The 16,521-nt window shown below is 70.1% G+C and carries 16 protein-coding genes and 1 pseudogene; 7 read left to right on the top strand and 10 right to left on the bottom strand.

Annotation, left to right across the window (positions count from 1 at the left end; genetic code table 11):
• Positions 1 to 26 precede the first annotated feature (26 nt).
• Entirely contained in the window at positions 27 to 422 is a 396-nt protein-coding gene (locus ACWEF6_RS21140; RefSeq protein WP_449684512.1) for a hypothetical protein, read from the top strand.
• Positions 423 to 498: 76 nt separating this feature from the next.
• Here the strand turns inward: ACWEF6_RS21140 and ACWEF6_RS21135 are convergent, their stop codons facing one another.
• From ACWEF6_RS21135 to ACWEF6_RS21125, 3 genes and pseudogenes are all read right to left on the bottom strand, one after another.
• A complete protein-coding gene (locus tag ACWEF6_RS21135) occupies positions 499 to 723 on the bottom strand; it encodes a hypothetical protein (protein ID WP_449684560.1) in 225 nt (74 codons plus the stop codon).
• Between the two features lie 242 nt (positions 724 to 965).
• A pseudogene (locus ACWEF6_RS21130) lies at positions 966 to 1,293 on the bottom strand (helix-turn-helix domain-containing protein); the annotation flags it as partial.
• Between the two features lie 852 nt (positions 1,294 to 2,145).
• A complete protein-coding gene (locus ACWEF6_RS21125) occupies positions 2,146 to 4,236 on the bottom strand; it encodes an ATP-binding protein (RefSeq protein WP_449684511.1) in 2,091 nt (696 codons plus the stop codon).
• Positions 4,237 to 4,555: 319 nt separating this feature from the next.
• Here ACWEF6_RS21125 and ACWEF6_RS21120 point away from each other — a divergent pair, with 319 nt between their 5' ends.
• Positions 4,556 to 5,098 (top strand): hypothetical protein, encoded by a 543-nt coding sequence (locus ACWEF6_RS21120; protein WP_449684510.1) that lies wholly within the window; start codon positions 4,556 to 4,558, stop codon positions 5,096 to 5,098.
• On the top strand, positions 5,095 to 5,385 hold the full coding sequence (locus ACWEF6_RS21115; protein ID WP_449684509.1) for a hypothetical protein: 291 nt from the start codon (positions 5,095 to 5,097) through the stop codon (positions 5,383 to 5,385). Before ACWEF6_RS21120 ends, ACWEF6_RS21115 begins: the two co-directional genes overlap by 4 nt.
• 2 nt (positions 5,386 to 5,387) lie before the next feature.
• Here ACWEF6_RS21115 and ACWEF6_RS21110 read toward each other — a convergent pair whose 3' ends face one another.
• Both ACWEF6_RS21110 and ACWEF6_RS21105 read right to left on the bottom strand, forming a co-directional pair.
• Complete coding sequence (locus ACWEF6_RS21110; protein WP_449684508.1) at positions 5,388 to 6,521, bottom strand: hypothetical protein; 1,134 nt, start codon at positions 6,519 to 6,521, stop codon at positions 5,388 to 5,390.
• A gap of 202 nt (positions 6,522 to 6,723) precedes the next feature.
• Positions 6,724 to 7,512 carry an SDR family oxidoreductase gene (locus ACWEF6_RS21105; RefSeq protein ID WP_449684507.1) on the bottom strand — a complete coding sequence of 263 codons (789 nt, stop codon included), beginning with the start codon at positions 7,510 to 7,512 and terminating at the stop codon, positions 6,724 to 6,726.
• 139 nt (positions 7,513 to 7,651) lie between these two features.
• On the opposite strand from ACWEF6_RS21105, the gene ACWEF6_RS21100 reads away from it, so the two are divergent.
• The gene (locus tag ACWEF6_RS21100; protein ID WP_449684506.1) at positions 7,652 to 8,014 is read left to right on the top strand and encodes a YciI family protein; all 363 of its coding nucleotides are present in this window, start codon (positions 7,652 to 7,654) and stop codon (positions 8,012 to 8,014) included.
• Positions 8,014 to 9,228: an RNA polymerase sigma factor gene (locus tag ACWEF6_RS21095; RefSeq protein ID WP_449684505.1), complete on the top strand. Its 1,215-nt coding sequence runs from the start codon at positions 8,014 to 8,016 to the stop codon at positions 9,226 to 9,228. The genes ACWEF6_RS21100 and ACWEF6_RS21095 overlap by 1 nt, the downstream gene beginning before the upstream one ends.
• 4 nt (positions 9,229 to 9,232) lie before the next feature.
• Here the strand turns inward: ACWEF6_RS21095 and ACWEF6_RS21090 are convergent, their stop codons facing one another.
• From ACWEF6_RS21090 to ACWEF6_RS21070, 5 genes are all read right to left on the bottom strand, one after another.
• On the bottom strand, positions 9,233 to 10,036 hold the full coding sequence (locus tag ACWEF6_RS21090; protein ID WP_449684504.1) for an LLM class flavin-dependent oxidoreductase: 804 nt from the start codon (positions 10,034 to 10,036) through the stop codon (positions 9,233 to 9,235).
• Positions 10,037 to 10,086: 50 nt separating this feature from the next.
• A complete protein-coding gene (locus ACWEF6_RS21085) occupies positions 10,087 to 11,532 on the bottom strand; it encodes a family 43 glycosylhydrolase (protein WP_449684503.1) in 1,446 nt (481 codons plus the stop codon).
• A 52-nt stretch (positions 11,533 to 11,584) separates the two neighbouring features.
• The gene (locus tag ACWEF6_RS21080) at positions 11,585 to 13,354 is read right to left on the bottom strand and encodes a DUF1996 domain-containing protein (RefSeq protein WP_449684502.1); all 1,770 of its coding nucleotides are present in this window, start codon (positions 13,352 to 13,354) and stop codon (positions 11,585 to 11,587) included.
• A 264-nt stretch (positions 13,355 to 13,618) separates the two neighbouring features.
• A complete protein-coding gene (locus ACWEF6_RS21075) occupies positions 13,619 to 14,347 on the bottom strand; it encodes a cupin domain-containing protein (RefSeq protein ID WP_449684501.1) in 729 nt (242 codons plus the stop codon).
• A 17-nt stretch (positions 14,348 to 14,364) separates the two neighbouring features.
• Positions 14,365 to 14,922: a TetR/AcrR family transcriptional regulator gene (locus ACWEF6_RS21070; RefSeq protein ID WP_449684500.1), complete on the bottom strand. Its 558-nt coding sequence runs from the start codon at positions 14,920 to 14,922 to the stop codon at positions 14,365 to 14,367.
• Positions 14,923 to 15,020: 98 nt separating this feature from the next.
• On the opposite strand from ACWEF6_RS21070, the gene ACWEF6_RS21065 reads away from it, so the two are divergent.
• Both ACWEF6_RS21065 and ACWEF6_RS21060 read left to right on the top strand, forming a co-directional pair.
• Positions 15,021 to 15,389 carry a DoxX family protein gene (locus ACWEF6_RS21065; protein ID WP_449684499.1) on the top strand — a complete coding sequence of 123 codons (369 nt, stop codon included), beginning with the start codon at positions 15,021 to 15,023 and terminating at the stop codon, positions 15,387 to 15,389.
• Between the two features lie 14 nt (positions 15,390 to 15,403).
• Positions 15,404 to 16,276, top strand: coding sequence for an RNA polymerase sigma-70 factor (locus tag ACWEF6_RS21060; protein WP_449684498.1), 873 nt, complete (start codon positions 15,404 to 15,406; stop codon positions 16,274 to 16,276).
• Positions 16,277 to 16,521: the final 245 nt, after the last annotated feature.

Genomic DNA, 16,521 nt, shown 5'->3' with positions numbered 1-16,521 from the left:
GCCACGACATCGGGAGGGAAGCGCGAATGACGGTGAGGTTCACCGGGGTTCAGCCGTTCGGTCACGTCTCCGGGCAGATCGACTTCACCGTGGCCGGTATCGGTGACATCGACCTGCGCAATGAAGCGCACGTCGTGTGCATCAGGTTCATCCCCGGCGAACGGCACATGGCGATCGCGTTCGACTTCGTGTCGGAGCGACCGGGCGGCCGTCGGATGATCTCCCTGGAGTTCGGCGAGGTCGAGGTGCTCCGCATCGAGCCGTACCTGCCCACCGGTGTCGACCCGGGCTACGGGCACGCCCTCCTATTCGGCGTCGGCCATTGGGTCGCCCCCGGAACGGGACGATCAGGTTTTACCGTGTCCACGACGACCTTCGAAGTTGAGTTCTACGCAGAGGAACTGAAGGCCACGGTGGTTTGACGAGAACCATCCGGGTGGCCCGCCGGCGAGTGCAATCGCAGGTCGGCGGGCCACCATCGCCGTGGAAGTTCCCTGCCTACAGTTCGACCGCCATCCCGGCCTCTCGGAGCTGTTCGCCGAGAGCTCCGCACTGCGGATGAAGGCTGACCTCCGCCACGATGCCGACGGACGCTACAAACTGCCCGTCGCGGTCACGAAGTGACGTCGCCACCGCACGGACGACAGGTACCGCCTTGCCGAAGTCGTAGGTCAGGCAGTTAGCCCTGATCACAGGCAACTCCTGAGAGAAACTGCTGGGCATCGGCCCGCTCGTCGACCGGCGCTTTGAGGAGGAACGAGCCCATTTCCTTGGTCGGCAGGTCGGAGAGGACGATCTTGCCGGCGGCGGTGGCAAACAGCGAGCGACGGATATGCGCGCGAGCAACGGACTCGAGCTCCGGCCGGCACCCGCGTGGTCGACCTAGACAACAGAGTCGCCGAGGCCGACCCCACGAGGAAGCCGTGTCCGAGTGCCGGATTGGCTGGAACAACCAGCTGCAGCGGGTGCCGGCCGACGGTGCGGACGGAGATGGTGATGCCCTCGGCAGCCAGCTCGGTCACGATCCGGCGGGCGGAGTATCTGCGTTGCCGGCGCAGCTGCTCAATCCGGACCACCGCCTCGGCGGGGTGGCGGTGGGCTGATGGCGCGGGACGTTGGGCTGGTCGAGCAGACCGGCCTCGCCGTAACAACGCCAGCGGTTGACCCATTTGGATGCGCATCGGCGGGAGATGCCCATCTCTCGGCGGCGACGTGGGCGATCGGACGGGTCTGGCAGCGCGCGACGAGTCGGCGGCGGCCCTCGACAGACAGCGGGGCATTACGGTGGCGCATGGACGGGTCTTTCTGCTCGGAGGACGAGTTGGTCGCACTTCTCATCCTGCCGCCGAAAGACCCGTCCCTCGTTCCAGGCCCGTCAGCCGACACCAACGTCATCACCCGCAGCAATTAGCTGTCGAACTAGGGGCGATTTATGGGCGAAATTGCAGGTCGAATGACGTCGACTGACATCGACTGAGGGCATGAGCGATTGCAAAGATCCCAACTAGAGCGGCTGAGGTCGACGCGAAACGACTTGAACCAATAATCCGGAGGGTTCTTGGTTCGAGTCCAAGCGGGGGAGCGCAAGGCCCAGGTCCTCGACCTGGGCCTTTTTCGCGTCTCGGCGCCACGTGGTGATCGAGTGTTTGTTTCGACGGTCGTCCAACGCCGGGCTCCGTGCCGGCGACGGCGTGTACCAGTAGCCCACGGTGGGCCACTCAGCGACGCGGCCATGCGGAACCGCGGTTCAAGCGGGGCGGTCCGGCCCCCGCATCGGCAGGAGCGGCGGACAGGGGAAGAATCGCCAACTGCTCAACCCCGGCAAGGTTCCTGCGGCTCGCGCTGAGGCTGCCCCTGCTTCGCGGTCGGCTCGCACGCGACCTGGTCAAAGTGCCGAGAGCAACAGTCGGGACGTCGGTCGTAAAATTTGCGCGCCTTCGATCACTAACACCGACCGCCGGTTTGCGGACGTGCGATCCGAGGCCACCGCTTCGGCGAGGAAGTTCGCCGCGCATGGCCGCGAAGCAGGCGTGCCACCCGGGCGGTGTCCACCTGGAGTGAGGGACTCGGCGCACGGTGCTGGACGGCGCCTACGTCATCGTGGACGCGCTGAAGCCGTGGCTGCCCACTTCGAACACTGTCGAGTCAGAGGTCACGCAGGCGCTGCCGAACCGCGGCGGCGTTCCTCGGCTCGCCGTAGTCCTCGAAGATTTTCAAGGCTTCTCGCCATGAGGCGAGAGCCTCGGCCTTGCGCCCGAGGGGCAACAGACACTCGGCGCGAAGGGCCAATGCTTCGGACAGGCCTCGAGTCAGGTAACAACCGCTGCGGGCGCTGTTGATGGCGTCCTCGCAGAATGCCATCGTCCGTCGCTGGTCACCCAGGCCATGCCAAGCCCGGGCCAGGTGGAAGTACGCGGCGGCCTCGCCGTCCTTGTCGCCACTCTGCCGACGCAGGAGCAGGTTCCGTTCACCGTGTCGGATCGCCTCCTCGTATTGGCCGAGGTCGGTGCAGGCCGAACTCAAGTTGCCTTCGACCATCGCTTCCATTCGTCCGGTGTCGACGTTGTGAGTCCACGGCAATGCCTTCAGCAGTAGTTCCTTCCCTTCCTTGAAATTCATTTGGGCGAGACATTGCAACGCAAGCAGGTTGAGTACCCAGGCGCATTGGGTGGTGTCATTGCGTTCACGAGCGATGGCGAAGGATCGATCGCAACTGGCTTTGGCCTCTTCGAAACGATGCAGCTCTGCAAGTGCCATACCACGCTCACTGAAGAACCAAGCCTCCGTGGCACGGTCACCACACCGTTGCGCAACACCAAGACCGATCGCGACGGCTTTCTCCCGCTCCTCTTGAAGGCCTCTCACTCCAAGGAAACGAGTGGCCGACGCAAGAGATATCGCACAGCGATCCCAGCCACACCGAGCGGCGAAATCCAGGGCGGCCAACAGGTTGGCCTGCTCGGCTTGCAGCCATTCCAGAGCACTCCCACGGTCGGGAACCGCCACCGGGTACGACGGCAAAGTCTCGGGCCGGGGCAGTTTGCGCTGGCCTTGATGTACCATTTCATCACAAACGACCGCATTGTGCGCATACCATTCCAGTTGATGGACAGCGGCCTGGTCGCGTTCGCGTCTACTGTCGTGCCGGAGCACCTGCTCGGCGGCGTACGTTCGCAGCAAATCGTGGAATCTGAACCTGCCGCCGGGTCTGGGGTCGATCAGGTGAACGATTGCCAGTTCCTCGAGCAGCCGGCGCGCCTGCGGTGGCTCACAGCCACACAACGCCGCTGCCGCCGGCACACCGACCTCGGGCCCGGCGTGAAGTCCCAGCCTCCGGAACATCCGGGCCTGGTCAGGTGCCAGCCGACGATAAGACCAGTCGAACACCGCCCGGACGGCCGTGCGTTCATCCCCGGTCCGGCTGAGGACGTCCAGGCGGGAGTGCTCGTCGGCGAGGTCGGCGACGACCTCGCCGACGGTCGCCTGCGCCGAGGCGATCCGGCTGGCCGCAATGCGCAACGCCAGCGGCAATCGGGCGCAGAGACCGACCAGGTCGGTCACCGCCCCCGGCTCAGCGTCGGCGAGCTTCCGGCCGGCGACTGCCGCGATCAACGCGCACGATTCTTCGTACGTCAGCAAATCCAGCGTCAGCCGGCAGGCCCCGTCGGCGACGACCAGGCCGTTCAGGCTGTCCCGGCTGGTCACCACCACCACTGAGCCCGGCGATCCGGGAAGCAGCGGACGGACCTGGTCGGCGCTGTTCGCGTTGTCGAGCACCAGCAGCATCCGCCGCCCAGCCAGCAACGAGCGGAACAACCCGGCGCGCGCCTCGACCCCGGCAGGAATCGCCTCACCGGGCAGCCCCAAGGCACGGAGGAATCCGTCCAACACTTCTTCCGGGGCGGCCGGGTCACCGGGACCGTAGCCGCTCAGGTTGAAGTACAGGGTTCCGTCAGGAAACCGATGCTGCACCCGGTGCGCCCACCACACTGCCAGCGTGGTCTTTCCGATTCCGGCCGTGCCGTCGACGGCGGATATCACCACTGCCGCGGCCGGGCGATGGTCGTTGCCGGACAGTTGCGCGTCCAGGGCCGCGACCTGCTCGGCCCGCCCCGTGAAGTCCCGCACCGCGCCAGGCAGCTGCCGCGGCACCACGACCGGACCCATCGACGGTGCCGAGGTCATGTCCCGATTGCCCACCACAATGGCCAGTGTCTCCGCTTCCGCCGGGTCCACCGCGGGCGACCGGCGAAGACCACTCTCCCGGAGTACGACGGTGAGGGATCGGCCGGCGAGGGGTTTCGCCAGGTCCCGCTGACACGGGCCGGTGGAAAGTCATCAGGCAAACGCGCCCTCGGCCAGGCCTGTTCCGACCGCCGTGCGGCGGACGCACTCCACAGCCCGGGCTTTGGAGTCGTACTTCTGGTAGGAGCCCGCAGGCTTTGATCAGACGGTCAGATAGTCCACTTGCCTGGCAGTAGCCCGGACCGCGCTGCGGAGCGCGGATGGCGTTGTAGGCGACTGCCGGGCAGGCGCGGCGGCCTGCAGTCGAATCATGGTCGTCGTCGTAGCCATCGCGCTCGTGCTCGGATGCGTCGCCCTCGCGCGGCGGCGGGACCGGCTGCGTGCCCCTCTGGCCGACGACCACGGGCTCTGGCTGCCGGCAGTGACCGAGCGTGACAGTCAGGGGATGGTCGACTTCGCGGTCGAGACCGCTCGGTTGCGGTCGCTGGTGCTGCGCTCGATGGGCCTGGTCGTCCTCTGGGTGGCCGTGCTCGCCGGAGTTGTTGCGGGGGCCGCCGCGATGGGCACGGCGGCCGATCACCTGCTGAAGACCGGGGTGCGGGTGACCGGTGAGGTGCTGGGCGCCTACCGGCACAGCCGGGGCGAGGACACCCTCCACGTGGCGTACCGGGTGGGCGCCTCCGACCTCCGGTTCGCCGATATCACCTGGGACTCCGGCCGGGAGTACGTCAAGGGGCAGCAGATCACGTCATCTACGACAAGGCCGATCCCGGCCGCGTGCGGACGCCCGACGAAACCAACGACGACCCGGTCTGGATGTGGGGGCTGGCGATCGGCACGATCGCCGGGGTGAGCGGGCTGGTCTTCTCGCTCTTCGCCGCGGTGCACTGGCGGCGGCTCCGTGCTGTTCTCGCCACCGGGTGGCGGATCGCGTCGGTGACCGTCGTGCCGAACTACCCGGTCCGACAGAACCGGCACATGCCGGACATCGAAGTCACCTACCGCGACGGCAGCCGGATCACGTTGCGTGCGGCCACTTCGTCGCACGGCTCGGTGCCGTTGAAGCACGAGAAGAAGCAGCGAACTGACGACTCCGAAACGGGCACGGGGCGGGCCGTCCGGAGATGGCCCGCCCCGTGAACTCAGCCGTGCGCTGTGGCCAACGCGGCGGTGGCCGGCGGCATCAGCTTCGGGTACTGCTTCTGGAACTTCTCGATCATCGTGGCGGACGGGATGATCCGGTTCGGGTTCGCCTGGCTCGTCGCCTGCTTCTCGCCCCAGGCACCGGCGGCCTTGCGCTGGTCCGGGGTGCCGTGGCTGTGGTAGCAGTCGCCGATGGAGGCGTCCAGGTAGGTGACTTCCTGCTGGGTGCGGGCGTTCCACGCGAACCCCTTGGCGTGCGCGACGAAGTAGCCGCCGTAGGCGTCGGGGCCCATCTCGGACGACTCGTTGCGCGGGTAGTTCTCGTGGGCGAAGTCGACCTGGTGGCCGTACTCGTGCCCGACCACGGACTCCACCGAGACGTCGTCGAACCCGAGGACGTTGACGGTGTCGAGCAGGCCGTCGCCGAGCGCGACGCGCTTGCCGCCGAGGCTGCCGGCCGGGGCGGAGAACGCGTTCAGGGTGAGCAGCGGGTTGCGGCCGCCCTGCATCGCCGGCACCTCGTACAGCACCTTGGTGGCGAGCGCGGCGGCGGTCTTCACCTTCGCCGGCGCGAGACCGAGGCCGAAGGTCTGCGCCATCTTCGCCTGGCTGCCCAGATCGGTACCCTTCCAGGCGACGAGTTGGATGTTCCAGCTCTCGATGTCCCAGAAGCCACGCAGTTTGTCGATCGTGGTGGTGGCCCGCGGGGTGTACTGGCCGTCGGTGCCGAAGACCTGCGGGGTCTTGTCGGACGCGACGCCCTGGACGTAGAGCTGGCTCAGCCCGGACAGCGCGTCGAGCGCCTTGCCTTCGAGCGGGGTGAGCTGGGCCGCGAGCTTGTTCGCGTACGTCAGCAGCGAACCCGCGGTGCAGCCCGGGATCGGGCCGTCCGCGGCCTGGCTCTGCGGGCCGATCCGCGGAATGGGTGACTCGATCAGCCGGTCGACCCCGCGCAGCGCGTCCGCGGGCAGGCCGTTGTAGAGGTCGATGACGTATTGGTAGAGCTGCGCGACGTCCTGCTCGACGCCGGTCGGCTCGGCCGCGGCGGCCGGAACGGCCGTGGCGAGCGCGAGAGCGGCCGCGGTGCCTGCCGCCGCGAGTGTTTTGCCGAGAAATCTCGTCCGTGTGGGCAAAGCCGGTTCCCCTCTTTCCGTTTCAAGATCACCAAGCACCGCCACAGTAGGGCGGTGGTTGGCGGCGAAACCGGCGCCGGGGCAAGAACCCCGGAATGGCTCACGTCTTTCGAAGGGTTCCGGGGCTGCGGACCTCGGCCGAAAGTACTAGAAGCTCAGCTCGGCTGATGGCCGGAACAGCCCCGCGCCGAGCAGCCGCCGGTCACCTCACCCAGCGGCGGAACCCGCCCTCGGCGTTGATGACCTGGCCGGTGATCCACGCGCTGTCGTCCGAGGCCAGCCAGCGGACCACGCGGGCCACCTCGGCCGGGGTGCCCCACCGGCCGGTCGGCAGGGCGCGGCCGACGCTTTCGGTGAGTTCCGGGCTCGCCCATCCGGTGTCGACCGGACCCGGGTTGAGCGCGTTGACCGTGATCCCGCGATCGATCAGCGCGTCGGACAGGCTGAGCGTCATCTGGTGGATGGCGCCCTTGCTGATCGCGTACGGCAGTTCCCGGCTCATCGGGGCCAGGTGCTGACCGGAGGTGAACAGGATGATCCGGCCGCCCGGGCGCTCGTCGTCGTGGGCGGCGGCGAACGCCTGGGCCAGCAGCACGCTCGCGCGGGCGTTCACCGCCCAGGCCAGGTCCAGCTCCGCGGCCGTCACCTCGGCGAGGCTCCGGTCGGAGCTCCGGGCGTGGTTGGCGACCACCACGTCGACCGCGCCGAACGCTTCCACCGCGGCGGCCACCACCTGCCCGGGCGCCGCCGGGTCCGCGAAATCGGCGGCGACGTGCCGCAGCCGGCGACCTTCGCCGCCCAGGAGCTCCACGATCCCGGCGTCGCCCGCGGGATCGGCGCCCCACGGCTGTTCCGCGTCGTGTGGGGACCAGGCCTGCACGAGCACCGAGGCGCCGGCCGCCAGGAGCTGCTCGGCCACGGCGAAGCCGATTCCGGCCCGGCGGCTGACGCCGGTCACCACCGCGACCCGGCCCTCCAACGACGCACTCACGCCGTGCACCTTAACCACGGGAGCCGCCGCGGCCGGTCGGCGTGGAAAACTTTCTCCGGACCCGTGTCGATCCGCGCGCCGCCCGTTCGACCTGATGGCGCACGGGCCCCGAAGCGGCCCGCCGGACGAGGAGGCTCAAATGGCGAAGTACCTGCTGATCATGCGGGGCACCGACGCGTCGAACGCGGCGATGATGGCGAACATCGACGAGATGATGGCCACCAGCCGTCAGTTCATCGAGGACCTGTTCAAGGCCGGTGTCTACGTGGCCGCCGAAGGGCTCGACGATCCCGCCAAGGGCGTGGTCGTCGACTTCAGCGGGGAGACGCCCGTGGTCACGGACGGGCCCTACGGCGAGACCAAGGAACTCTTCGGGGGCTTCTTCCTGATCGACGTCGCTTCCCGGGAAGAGGCCGTCGAGTGGGCGACGCGGGTTCCCGCCGCGCCCGGGGCGAAGGTCGAGGTGCGGCGGGTGCCCGGCAGCGACGAGACCCCGAACTGATGAGCACCCCCGACGTCGAAGCCGTCTGGCGGATCGAGTCGGCGCGGATCGTGGCCGCGCTGACCCGGTTCACCGGGGATTTCGGGCTGGCCGAGGACGCCGCCCAGGAAGCGGTGGCCGAGGCGCTCGTCTCGTGGCCGCGCACGCCGCCCGCCGATCCGGCCGGCTGGCTGATGACCACCGCGCGGCGGCGAGCCATCGACACCATCCGCCGCCGGGTGGCCTTGCGGGACAAGTACGCCGAGCTGGCGGCCGGCGAGGTCGTCCACGAAGAGATCGATCCGGACCGGATCGACGACGACGTGCTCGCCCTGATGTTCGTCAGCTGCCACCCGGTGCTCTCGCCCGAGGCCCGCGTGGCCCTGACGCTGCGGGTCGTCGCCGGCCTCTCCAGCCAGGAGATCGCCCGGGCGTTCCTGGTCTCCGTGCCGACCGTGCAGGCCCGCATCACCCGCGGCAAGAAGACGATCGCCGCGGCCGGGGTGCCGTTCGAGCTGCCGCCGCCCGCCGAACGCCGGGACCGGCTGGGCGGCGTGCTCAGCGTCCTCTACGTCATCTTCACCGAGGGATCCACGGCCACGTCGGGCACCGAGCTCGTCCGCGCCGACGTGGCGTACGAGGCGATCCGGCTGGCCCGGACGCTCGCCGCGCTGCTGCCGGACGAGCCGGAGGTGCACGGCCTGCTCGCGTTGTTCGAGCTGACCGCCGCGCGTTTCCCGGCTCGGACCGCCCCGGACGGCTCGCCGGTCCTGCTCGAGGACCAGGACCGGCGGCGGTGGGACGTCTCGGCGATCCACCGCGGGCTGGCCGCGCTGGCCAAGGCGTCCGCGGGCGGCCTCGGCCCGTACGGCCTGCAGGCCGCGATCGCCGCCACGCACGCGGCCGCGCCTTCGGTCGAGGCGACCGACTGGGACAAGATCGTGGTGCTCTACGAGGCACTGGGCCGGGTCGCGCCCTCGCCGGTCGTCGAGCTCAACCGGGCGGTGGCCATCGCGATGGCCTCCGGGCCGGCGGAGGCACTGGCGATCGTGGACGACCTCGTCGTCTCCGACCGGCTCTCCGGTTCGCACCTGGTCCCGACCGTGCGCGGCGAGCTGCTGACCCGCCTCGGCCGCCGCCCGGAGGCGCGCGCCGAGCTGGAGCTCGCGGCCCGGCTGTGCGCCAACGAACGGGAACGTTCGGTTCTGCTGCGGAAGGTTGCCGCGCTGGAGTGAGCGGTCAACGGCGGGGGCCGTCGCGCAGCACGTCCCGGACGTGGTCGACGGACAGCGATTCGGGGTCGAAGCCGGTCAAGATCCACGTCGCGCCCGCCGCCGCGTACGGAGACGGGTCGTCGCCCGGCTCGACCTCCGCGACGTAGTCGAACGGCCCGGGTCCCTCGCGCAACGCCTCGACCTGGGCCACGGCTTCGGCGAACCGGTCGGCGGAGCCGAGGTTCACCGGGAAGTAGCCGTCGAGGCGCGCGGCCCGGCGCATCGGGCGGAGCTTGCCGGGGAAACCCGCCGCCCAGACCGGGATCCGGCGCACCGGCGTCGGCAGGAACCGGATGCCGTCCACTTTGTAGTGCTCGCCGTGGTGCCGCACGACGTCGCCGGACCAGGCGGCGGCGAGGATCTCCAGTGCTTCGTCGAGCATGCGGGCCCGCACCCGGTCGTCGCACTCCTCGCCGGTGCGGGAGAACTCCTCGCCGAACCGGTCGCCGCCGAGGCCGACGCCGAGGGTGAGCCGGCCGCCGCCGAGGCGGTCGAGGGTGGCGGTCTCGCGGGCGAGCTTGGCGGGGCGGCGGCGGGTGATCGCGCTGACCATCGGCCCGAAGCGCAGCTCCGACGTCGTGGCGGCGATCGCGGCCAGGGTGATCCACGGATCGGCCACCGCGGTCACCGGCTCGCGCCACCGGAGGTGGTCCCACACGAAGAGGCCGTGCCAGCCCGCCTCTTCGGCTTCGGCGGCGAGGCGGGCGACGAGCGCCGGGTCGGCCAGGGCGTCGAAGAGCGGGAGCCAGAGCGCGTGCTGTGGGGTCATGCCGGTAACGCTACGGGCCGGGGCTCATCGGGAAAAGCAATGAAAATTGCTCAACTCGATAAGGGTTGCCGATGTTCGGTCGTGTAGCGGAAGCCGCGCAGGGTCACGGTTCCGTCGAGGACGCGCACGCCGATCATGCGGCCGGTGAAGCCGGCCGCGACCTCGGTGGAGAGGTACCGGCCGTCGAAGGAACCCAGGACCTCCGCCCGGCCGTCGGCGTCGAGGACGGCGAGTTCGAGGAGGTCCGGCTCGGTGATCTCCCGGAACGGGCCCGAAACCGGCGGCTCGAGCGCGCGGATCCGCAGGGACACCACGGAACCGGCCGCGACGGCGGTGACCGTCCGGACCGCCGGGCCGATCGCCACCGTCGCCGTCACCGTGGAGCCGTCCGCCGTGAGGCCGTACCAGTGGCGGTCGTCGATCCGGACGACGAAGGCCGCCGTGCCGCCGGAAACGTCGAGGTCGGCCACCGCGGTCCAGTACTCGTCGAGGGCCCGGGTCAGCAAGGATCCACTGAGGACCGAGCCGCCCGGACCGGCCTGGTGCACCACGGGACTCGCGCCCGGAGCCACCCAGCGCGGGTGCAGCTCGGCGAAGTCGTCGGTGAAGCTGTTGTCCGCCAGGGGAACCGTGAATCGGGTTTCGTCGACGACGGGCCAGCCGTCCACCCAGTCCACCCCGGCCAGGAACGTCTCGCGGCCGTTGACGTGGAACTGCGGTGTCTTGCCGCGCGGCCGGACGCCCAGGTACACCATCGCCCAGCGGCCGTCGGCGCACTCGACCAGGTCGGCGTGCCCCGTGTTCTGCACCGGGTGCGTGGTGCTGCGGTGGGTCAGGATCGGGTTCGCCGGCCCGGGCTCGTACGGGCCCTCCAGCGTGCGGGCGCGCGCGATGGTGACGGCGTGGCCGCGTTCGGTGCCGCCTTCGGCGAGCAGCAGGTACCACCAGCCGTCGACCCGGTACAGGTGCGGGCCCTCCGGTGCGGCGAGGCCGGTGCCGTTCCACAGTAGCCGCGGCTCGGCGAGCATCGCTCCCGTTCCGACGTCGATCGGGACGCTCGCGATGCCCGGCAGGTCCGGCCGGAACGACGCCCACGTGAGGTGGCAGACGCCGTCGCCGTCCCAGCAGAGGTCCGGGTCGATGCCGGTGGTGCCGGGCACGTGGACCGGGTCCGACCAGGGCCCGGCCGGGTCCTCCGCCGTCACGATCAGGTGGCCGCGGCCGTCGAGGACGTTCGTGGTGATTAGGTGGAACCGGCCGCCGTGGTGGCGCAGGGTCGGCGCGTAGATCCCCGTGTTCGCGGCGCCGTCGGACGGCGGCAGCTGGCTCGGCCGGGTCAGCGCGTGCCCGACGAGCTCCCAGGAGACGAGGTCGGTGCTGCGCCGGATCGGCACGCCCGGCACGTACTCGAAGCTCGAATTCGCCAGGTAATACGTGTCGCCGACCCGGCAGATCGACGGGTCGGGGTGGAATCCCGGAACGATCGGGACCGTCATCGGTGGCTCCTCACGGGTGCCCGCCGCCGTCCGCGGCGGGCACCCGCGCGGGTCAGGCGTTGCAGGTCTTGTTGCGGTTGATGCAGTTGACGACCTGGTTCATGATGCTCTGCGACATCACGTTCGCGAAGTCGTCGTGGTCGGACAACGGGTTGTGCTTCTCGGACGGGAACGAGTCCACTTTGTACTGCTTCTTGACCTGGATGTCGTGCGGGATGTCGTAGACCAGCGTGATCCGCAGCTCCGGCACCGCCTTGAACCCGGCGGCGCAGCGCCCGGCCGCGTCCGGGAACACGATGTGCGTGCGGTGGTTGGCGCTGTCGGTGTTCTTGCCGTCCCAGCAGCTCGGGAAGTCGTGGATCCGCTCCACCTTGCTGCCCTGCGGGCAGATCGGGTACTTGTCGGTCAGCCGGTTCTCGAAGCCGGTGCAGGTCCACGCGGCCCGGGTGTTCTTGGTGCCGTTGATGGACGGCTTGGCGTCACCGGACAGCGCGCGCAGGAACTTCGGCATCGCGACGACCTTGCCGGCCGCGCTGCCGCGGAAGGTGATGCCGACCTTTGCCGGGCGCTGGATCTGGCCGTCGTTCTCCGGCAGCTCGTTGTTGGCGTCCGGGCCGGGCAGCGGCGGTGTCGCCGTCGCGCCACCGTTGCCGCCGTTGTTGCCGCCCTGGCCGAGCGTGCAGGGCGCGAGCGCGTCGAGGCCCTGCGGCTTGGCGGCGGTGCGGCCGATCGCGATGGCCATGCGGTCGATGGTGGCGACGCGCTTGTCCTTGAGCGGGCCGAGGATGGCGTTCTGGACGAAGTTGGGGCCGCCTTGGCCCTGCGTGCTGACCAGCCGCTGATTCGCTTCCTGGACTTGCGTGTTCAGCAGCTGCAGGTTGCGGTCCACTTCGGCCTTGGCCGACGCCGGGACGGCGGGGAGCTTGCTCGCGACGTCCGGGCAGGTGATCTGCTGGGCCGCGCCGCCGGGGGCGCCGCCGCCGTTGCTCGCGGGGTTGCCGCCGGTGCCGGCCTGCTCCTTCAGCGTGCAGGGCGCGAGCACGCCGAGGCCCTGCGGCTTGGCCGCGGTGCGGCCGATCGCGATCGCGATGCGGTCGATGGTGGCGACGCGCTTGTCCTCGAGCGGGCCGAGGATGGCGTTCTGGACGAAGTTGGGGCCGCCCTGGCCGCGCGTGCTGACCAGCCGCTTGTTGGCCTCGTCGAGCTGCGTGTCGAGCAGGTCGAGGTTGCGGTTGACCTCGGCCATCGCCGAGTCGGGGACGTCGGGCAGCCGGCTGGCGACGTCCGGGCAGGTGATCGCCGGGGAAGCGGCGTCCTGGGCGGCCTGGTCGCGGTCGCCGTCGGCGGGCTTCGCGGGCGGGTTCTTTTCTTCGTCTTCGGTGTCGATACGGACAACCGGCCAGAAATAGGCGGATTTGTCGCCGTTTTTGCACGTGGTGCCGGCGGCTTCGAGGCTCTTGTTGTTCGAGTCCGCGTTCGACGAGAGGTTGCCGACGTAGTCGTGCAGGTGCTGGGCCCCGTTGCGGACCCCGGGCTGCGCGACGAAGTTGTCCGGGTTGAAGTGCTGGTTCTCGTTGCGGCCGCAGTCCACGGTGAAGGTGCCGGTGGACGCCCCGCGCGCCTTCGCGGGCTCCCGGTTGTTCGGCGGGACCTTGAGGATGTCGATGTAGAGCGACGGGTCGGCCGGGTCGGCGCTGGCCTGGCCGGGAGTGCCGAACGTCGTCGACACCGCGATCCCGCCGGCGGCGACGGCCAGCGCGAGGACACCGGTGGCGATCTTGGTGCGTCGGGAGATGCGGTGCTTTCCCGCGTTTCCGGGCATGAAGGGACTCCGATGGGTTCAAGGGGGAAGAGAATCCACTGGCCCGACACCAGTGGCACGGTTCTCTGTTAGCGATAACAATGTCCACCTTGTGAAGAGTCAACCGATTCTTTCCGGGGACTCAACGGGGGGCGGGCACGGCGTAATCGTGACCCGCGCGCGCCCCGTTGTCCAGTACTTTGTCGCGTGAGGAAAGAGTTCGGAAATGTGGTGAACCGCAGTGAACCGGGAGCCGTGTACCCCGGTGACGCGTGGAGTGCGGGATCAGCTGTCCAGCATGGTCAGGCTGGGTGTTTCACCTGGTCCGGCCGGGAAGTAGGCGAGGAAGGTGACGCCGTCGCCGCGGGGGTCGAACCGGGTGATCCGCACCGATTCGGGCTCGTGGAAGACGTCGCCGGGGGTCAGCACGGTTTCCGGCTCGCCTTCGATCTGGAAAACAGCGGACCCGGTTTCGATGCTGCCGAACACCGGTCCGTTGTGGACGTGGAGGCCGAGGTGCTCGCCCGGGGCGATGGTGATCCGGCGGATTTCGACGTGATCGATGACGCGCGGGGCCGGGAGCCGCTGGTCCAGCAGGAGCGTGCGGGTGAAGGCCGGGACGGTGGCGGGCTCGCCCTCGCCCGCCGGCTCGCCGATCTCGGTGGGGGTGCCGTCGGCGGGCAGTTCCTCGATCGCCAGGTGCGTCAGCGGCGTCGTGTCGGTGGCGCCGTGCCAGTGCCACTCTCCGGCGGCGACGCGGACCGTGTCGCCCGGCCGGATCAGCCGGGCCGGGCCGCCGCGGCGCTGGACGTAGCCGGTCCCGTCGGTGACGACCAGGACCTGGCCGAGCGGGTGCCGGTGCCAGTGCGTGCGGGCGCCGGGGGCGAACTGGACGCGGTCGACCCGGGTGCGCGACGGGCCTTCGGGGAAGGCGAGCGAGGTGATCCACGCGCTGCCGGTGACCGCGTCGGCGGGAGCGGGGGTGCCGGCGGCCGGAACGTGACGGACGTCCACTTCGGTCCTCCTGGGGTTCAGTGGGCGGCGAGCAGGGCGAGCACGCCGGAAACGGCTTGGTCGAACGGTTCGGGGGAGCCGGCGGCGCGGGCGAGCACGTACCCGCCCTGCAGGACGGCGACGATCGTGGCGGCCAGCGCCGCGGTGTCCAGCGACGCGGGCAGGTCGCCGGCGGCACGGCCTTCGTCGAGGACCTCGGCCAGCCGGGCGCGCACCCGTGTGAGGGTCTCGTCGACCGGGGCCCGCAGGTCCGGGTCGGCGACGATGTCGGGGTCCTGCGTGAGCCGCCCGATGGGGCAGCCCTTGAGCACCTCGCGCTCCCGCCGCAGGTAGGCGGTGATGCGTTCGACGGCGGTGCCGGGCGTGCGCAGCTGTGCGTCGGCGGCGGCCAGCAGTTCCTCGCCGCTGCGCCGCACGGCGGCCAGCGCGAGCTCCTTCTTGCCGGCGAAGTGGTGGTACATGCTGCCCTGGCCGGCGCCGGCGCGCTGCTGGATGGCCTTGGGGCTGGTGCCGACGTAGCCGCGTTCCCACAGCAGTTCGCGGGCGCTGTCGACGAGCTGGTCCCGGGTTCCCATGCGGCTGACTGTACATACTAGTAGGTACAGAATCAACGCTGTCACAGGTTCGCGCCGGGCGGTGTCTTGAGGCCGCACCCGTTCGAGAGGAGAACGTCATGGACCTCGCCCTGTGGCTCGCGGCCGGCTTGCTCGCCGTCGTGGCGCTGACCGGAGGCGTCAGCAAAGCCTTCGTGCCCACGGAAAAGCTGGCGGCCGCACCGGGTGGCGAATGGACCGCGGCCGCCCGTCCGGGCTTCGTCAAGAGCCTCGGCGCGCTGGAACTGCTCGCGGCGCTCGGCCTGGTCCTGCCCGCGGTGACCGGGATCGCGCCGGTGCTGGTCCCGGTGACCGCCGCCTGCTGGGTGCTGCTGATGGTGGGTGCGATGATCACCCACGTCCGGCACGGCAGTGCCGGGTTCGCCGCGCTGAACCTGGCCTACCTGGCTGTCGCGGCGTTCGTCGCCTGGGGCCGGTTCCCGGGATGAGGGGAGGAGACGGGATGACCGAGGCCTTCGTCGCCCACCGGAACCTGCTGTTCACCGTCGCCTACGAGATGCTCGGCTCGGCGGCCGACGCGGAGGACGTCCTCCAGGAGACGTGGCTGCGCTGGGCCGAGGTCGACCTCGCCGAGGTGCGTGACGAGCGCGCGTACCTGGTCCGCATCACGACCCGGCTGGCGCTCAACCGCTTGCGCACGATGCAGCGCCGCAAGGAGGCGTACGTCGGGCCGTGGCTGCCGGAGCCGCTGCTGACGACGCCGGACGTGGCCGAGGACGTCGAGCTCGCGGAAAGCGTGTCGATGGCGTTGATGCTGGTCTTGGAGACGCTGGCGCCGACCGAGCGCGCGGTGTTCGTGCTGCGCGAGGTGTTCGACGTCGGCTACGACGAAATCGCCGAGGCGGTGGGCAAGAGCCCGGCGGCGGTCCGGCAGATCGCGCACCGCGCGCGCCGCCACGTGGACGCACGCCGCCCGCGCGAGGTGGTCTCGGCGCGCGAGACGCGGGCGGTACTGGAGTCGTTCCAGCGGGCGATCGAGGGCCGCGACCTGCAGGGGCTGTTGGATCTGCTCGCGCCGGACGTGGTCCTGCTGAGCGACGGCGGCGGCGTGAAGCAGGCGGCCCTGCGCCCGGTTTCGGGCGCGGGCAAGGTGGGCCGCTTCATCGTCGGAGGTATCGGCAAGACGGAGATCGAACTGACCGGCCTCCCGGTGACGGTGAACGGAAACCCGGCGCTGGCCATACACGTGGACGGCGCGTTCGACGGAATCATGGCGGCCCGCGTGGAGGGCGGCCGGATCACCGGGCTGTACTTCGTGCGAAACCCGGAGAAGCTGACCCGAGTGGCCGCCGAGACGCCGTTGACCCTGCGGTGACGACGGCCGGCTTGATCACGAAGGAGGAGCTGGGTGGTCATCCCGTCGCCTGAGGCCGTGAAGATCACTTTGAGCCGGGCCCGCAACCCACAGCGCGGGGCTGGGTGACGGCGCGGGCTTGCGGGCCCGGCTCAAAGTGATAGGCCTCGTTCAGGCGACGGGATGACCACCCCGCGGCCCACCCACCCAACGCAAGCCGACAGCGGTAGCCGGTGGTCATCCCGGAGCCTGCCTGTCCGGCGAGG

It is taken from the genome of Amycolatopsis sp. NPDC004772, assembly GCF_053601215.1.
The sequence above is the reverse complement of the archived record's forward strand: the minus strand, read 5'-3'. Positions and strand labels throughout refer to the sequence as shown.

Excerpts from the sequence above, each read along its gene's own strand:
- ACWEF6_RS21140 (WP_449684512.1), top strand. The coding sequence starts at position 27 with ATGACGGTGAGGTTCACCGGGGTTCAGCCGTTCGGTCACGTCTCCGGG.
- ACWEF6_RS21135 (WP_449684560.1), bottom strand. The coding sequence starts at position 723 with ATGCCCAGCAGTTTCTCTCAGGAGTTGCCTGTGATCAGGGCTAACTGC.
- ACWEF6_RS21120 (WP_449684510.1), top strand. The coding sequence starts at position 4,556 with ATGGTCGTCGTCGTAGCCATCGCGCTCGTGCTCGGATGCGTCGCCCTC.
- ACWEF6_RS21100 (WP_449684506.1), top strand. The coding sequence starts at position 7,652 with ATGGCGAAGTACCTGCTGATCATGCGGGGCACCGACGCGTCGAACGCG.
- ACWEF6_RS21095 (WP_449684505.1), top strand. The coding sequence starts at position 8,014 with ATGAGCACCCCCGACGTCGAAGCCGTCTGGCGGATCGAGTCGGCGCGG.
- ACWEF6_RS21090 (WP_449684504.1), bottom strand. The coding sequence starts at position 10,036 with ATGACCCCACAGCACGCGCTCTGGCTCCCGCTCTTCGACGCCCTGGCC.
- ACWEF6_RS21085 (WP_449684503.1), bottom strand. The coding sequence starts at position 11,532 with ATGACGGTCCCGATCGTTCCGGGATTCCACCCCGACCCGTCGATCTGC.
- ACWEF6_RS21080 (WP_449684502.1), bottom strand. The coding sequence starts at position 13,354 with ATGCCCGGAAACGCGGGAAAGCACCGCATCTCCCGACGCACCAAGATC.
- ACWEF6_RS21070 (WP_449684500.1), bottom strand. The coding sequence starts at position 14,922 with ATGGGAACCCGGGACCAGCTCGTCGACAGCGCCCGCGAACTGCTGTGG.
- ACWEF6_RS21065 (WP_449684499.1), top strand. The coding sequence starts at position 15,021 with ATGGACCTCGCCCTGTGGCTCGCGGCCGGCTTGCTCGCCGTCGTGGCG.
- ACWEF6_RS21060 (WP_449684498.1), top strand. The coding sequence starts at position 15,404 with ATGACCGAGGCCTTCGTCGCCCACCGGAACCTGCTGTTCACCGTCGCC.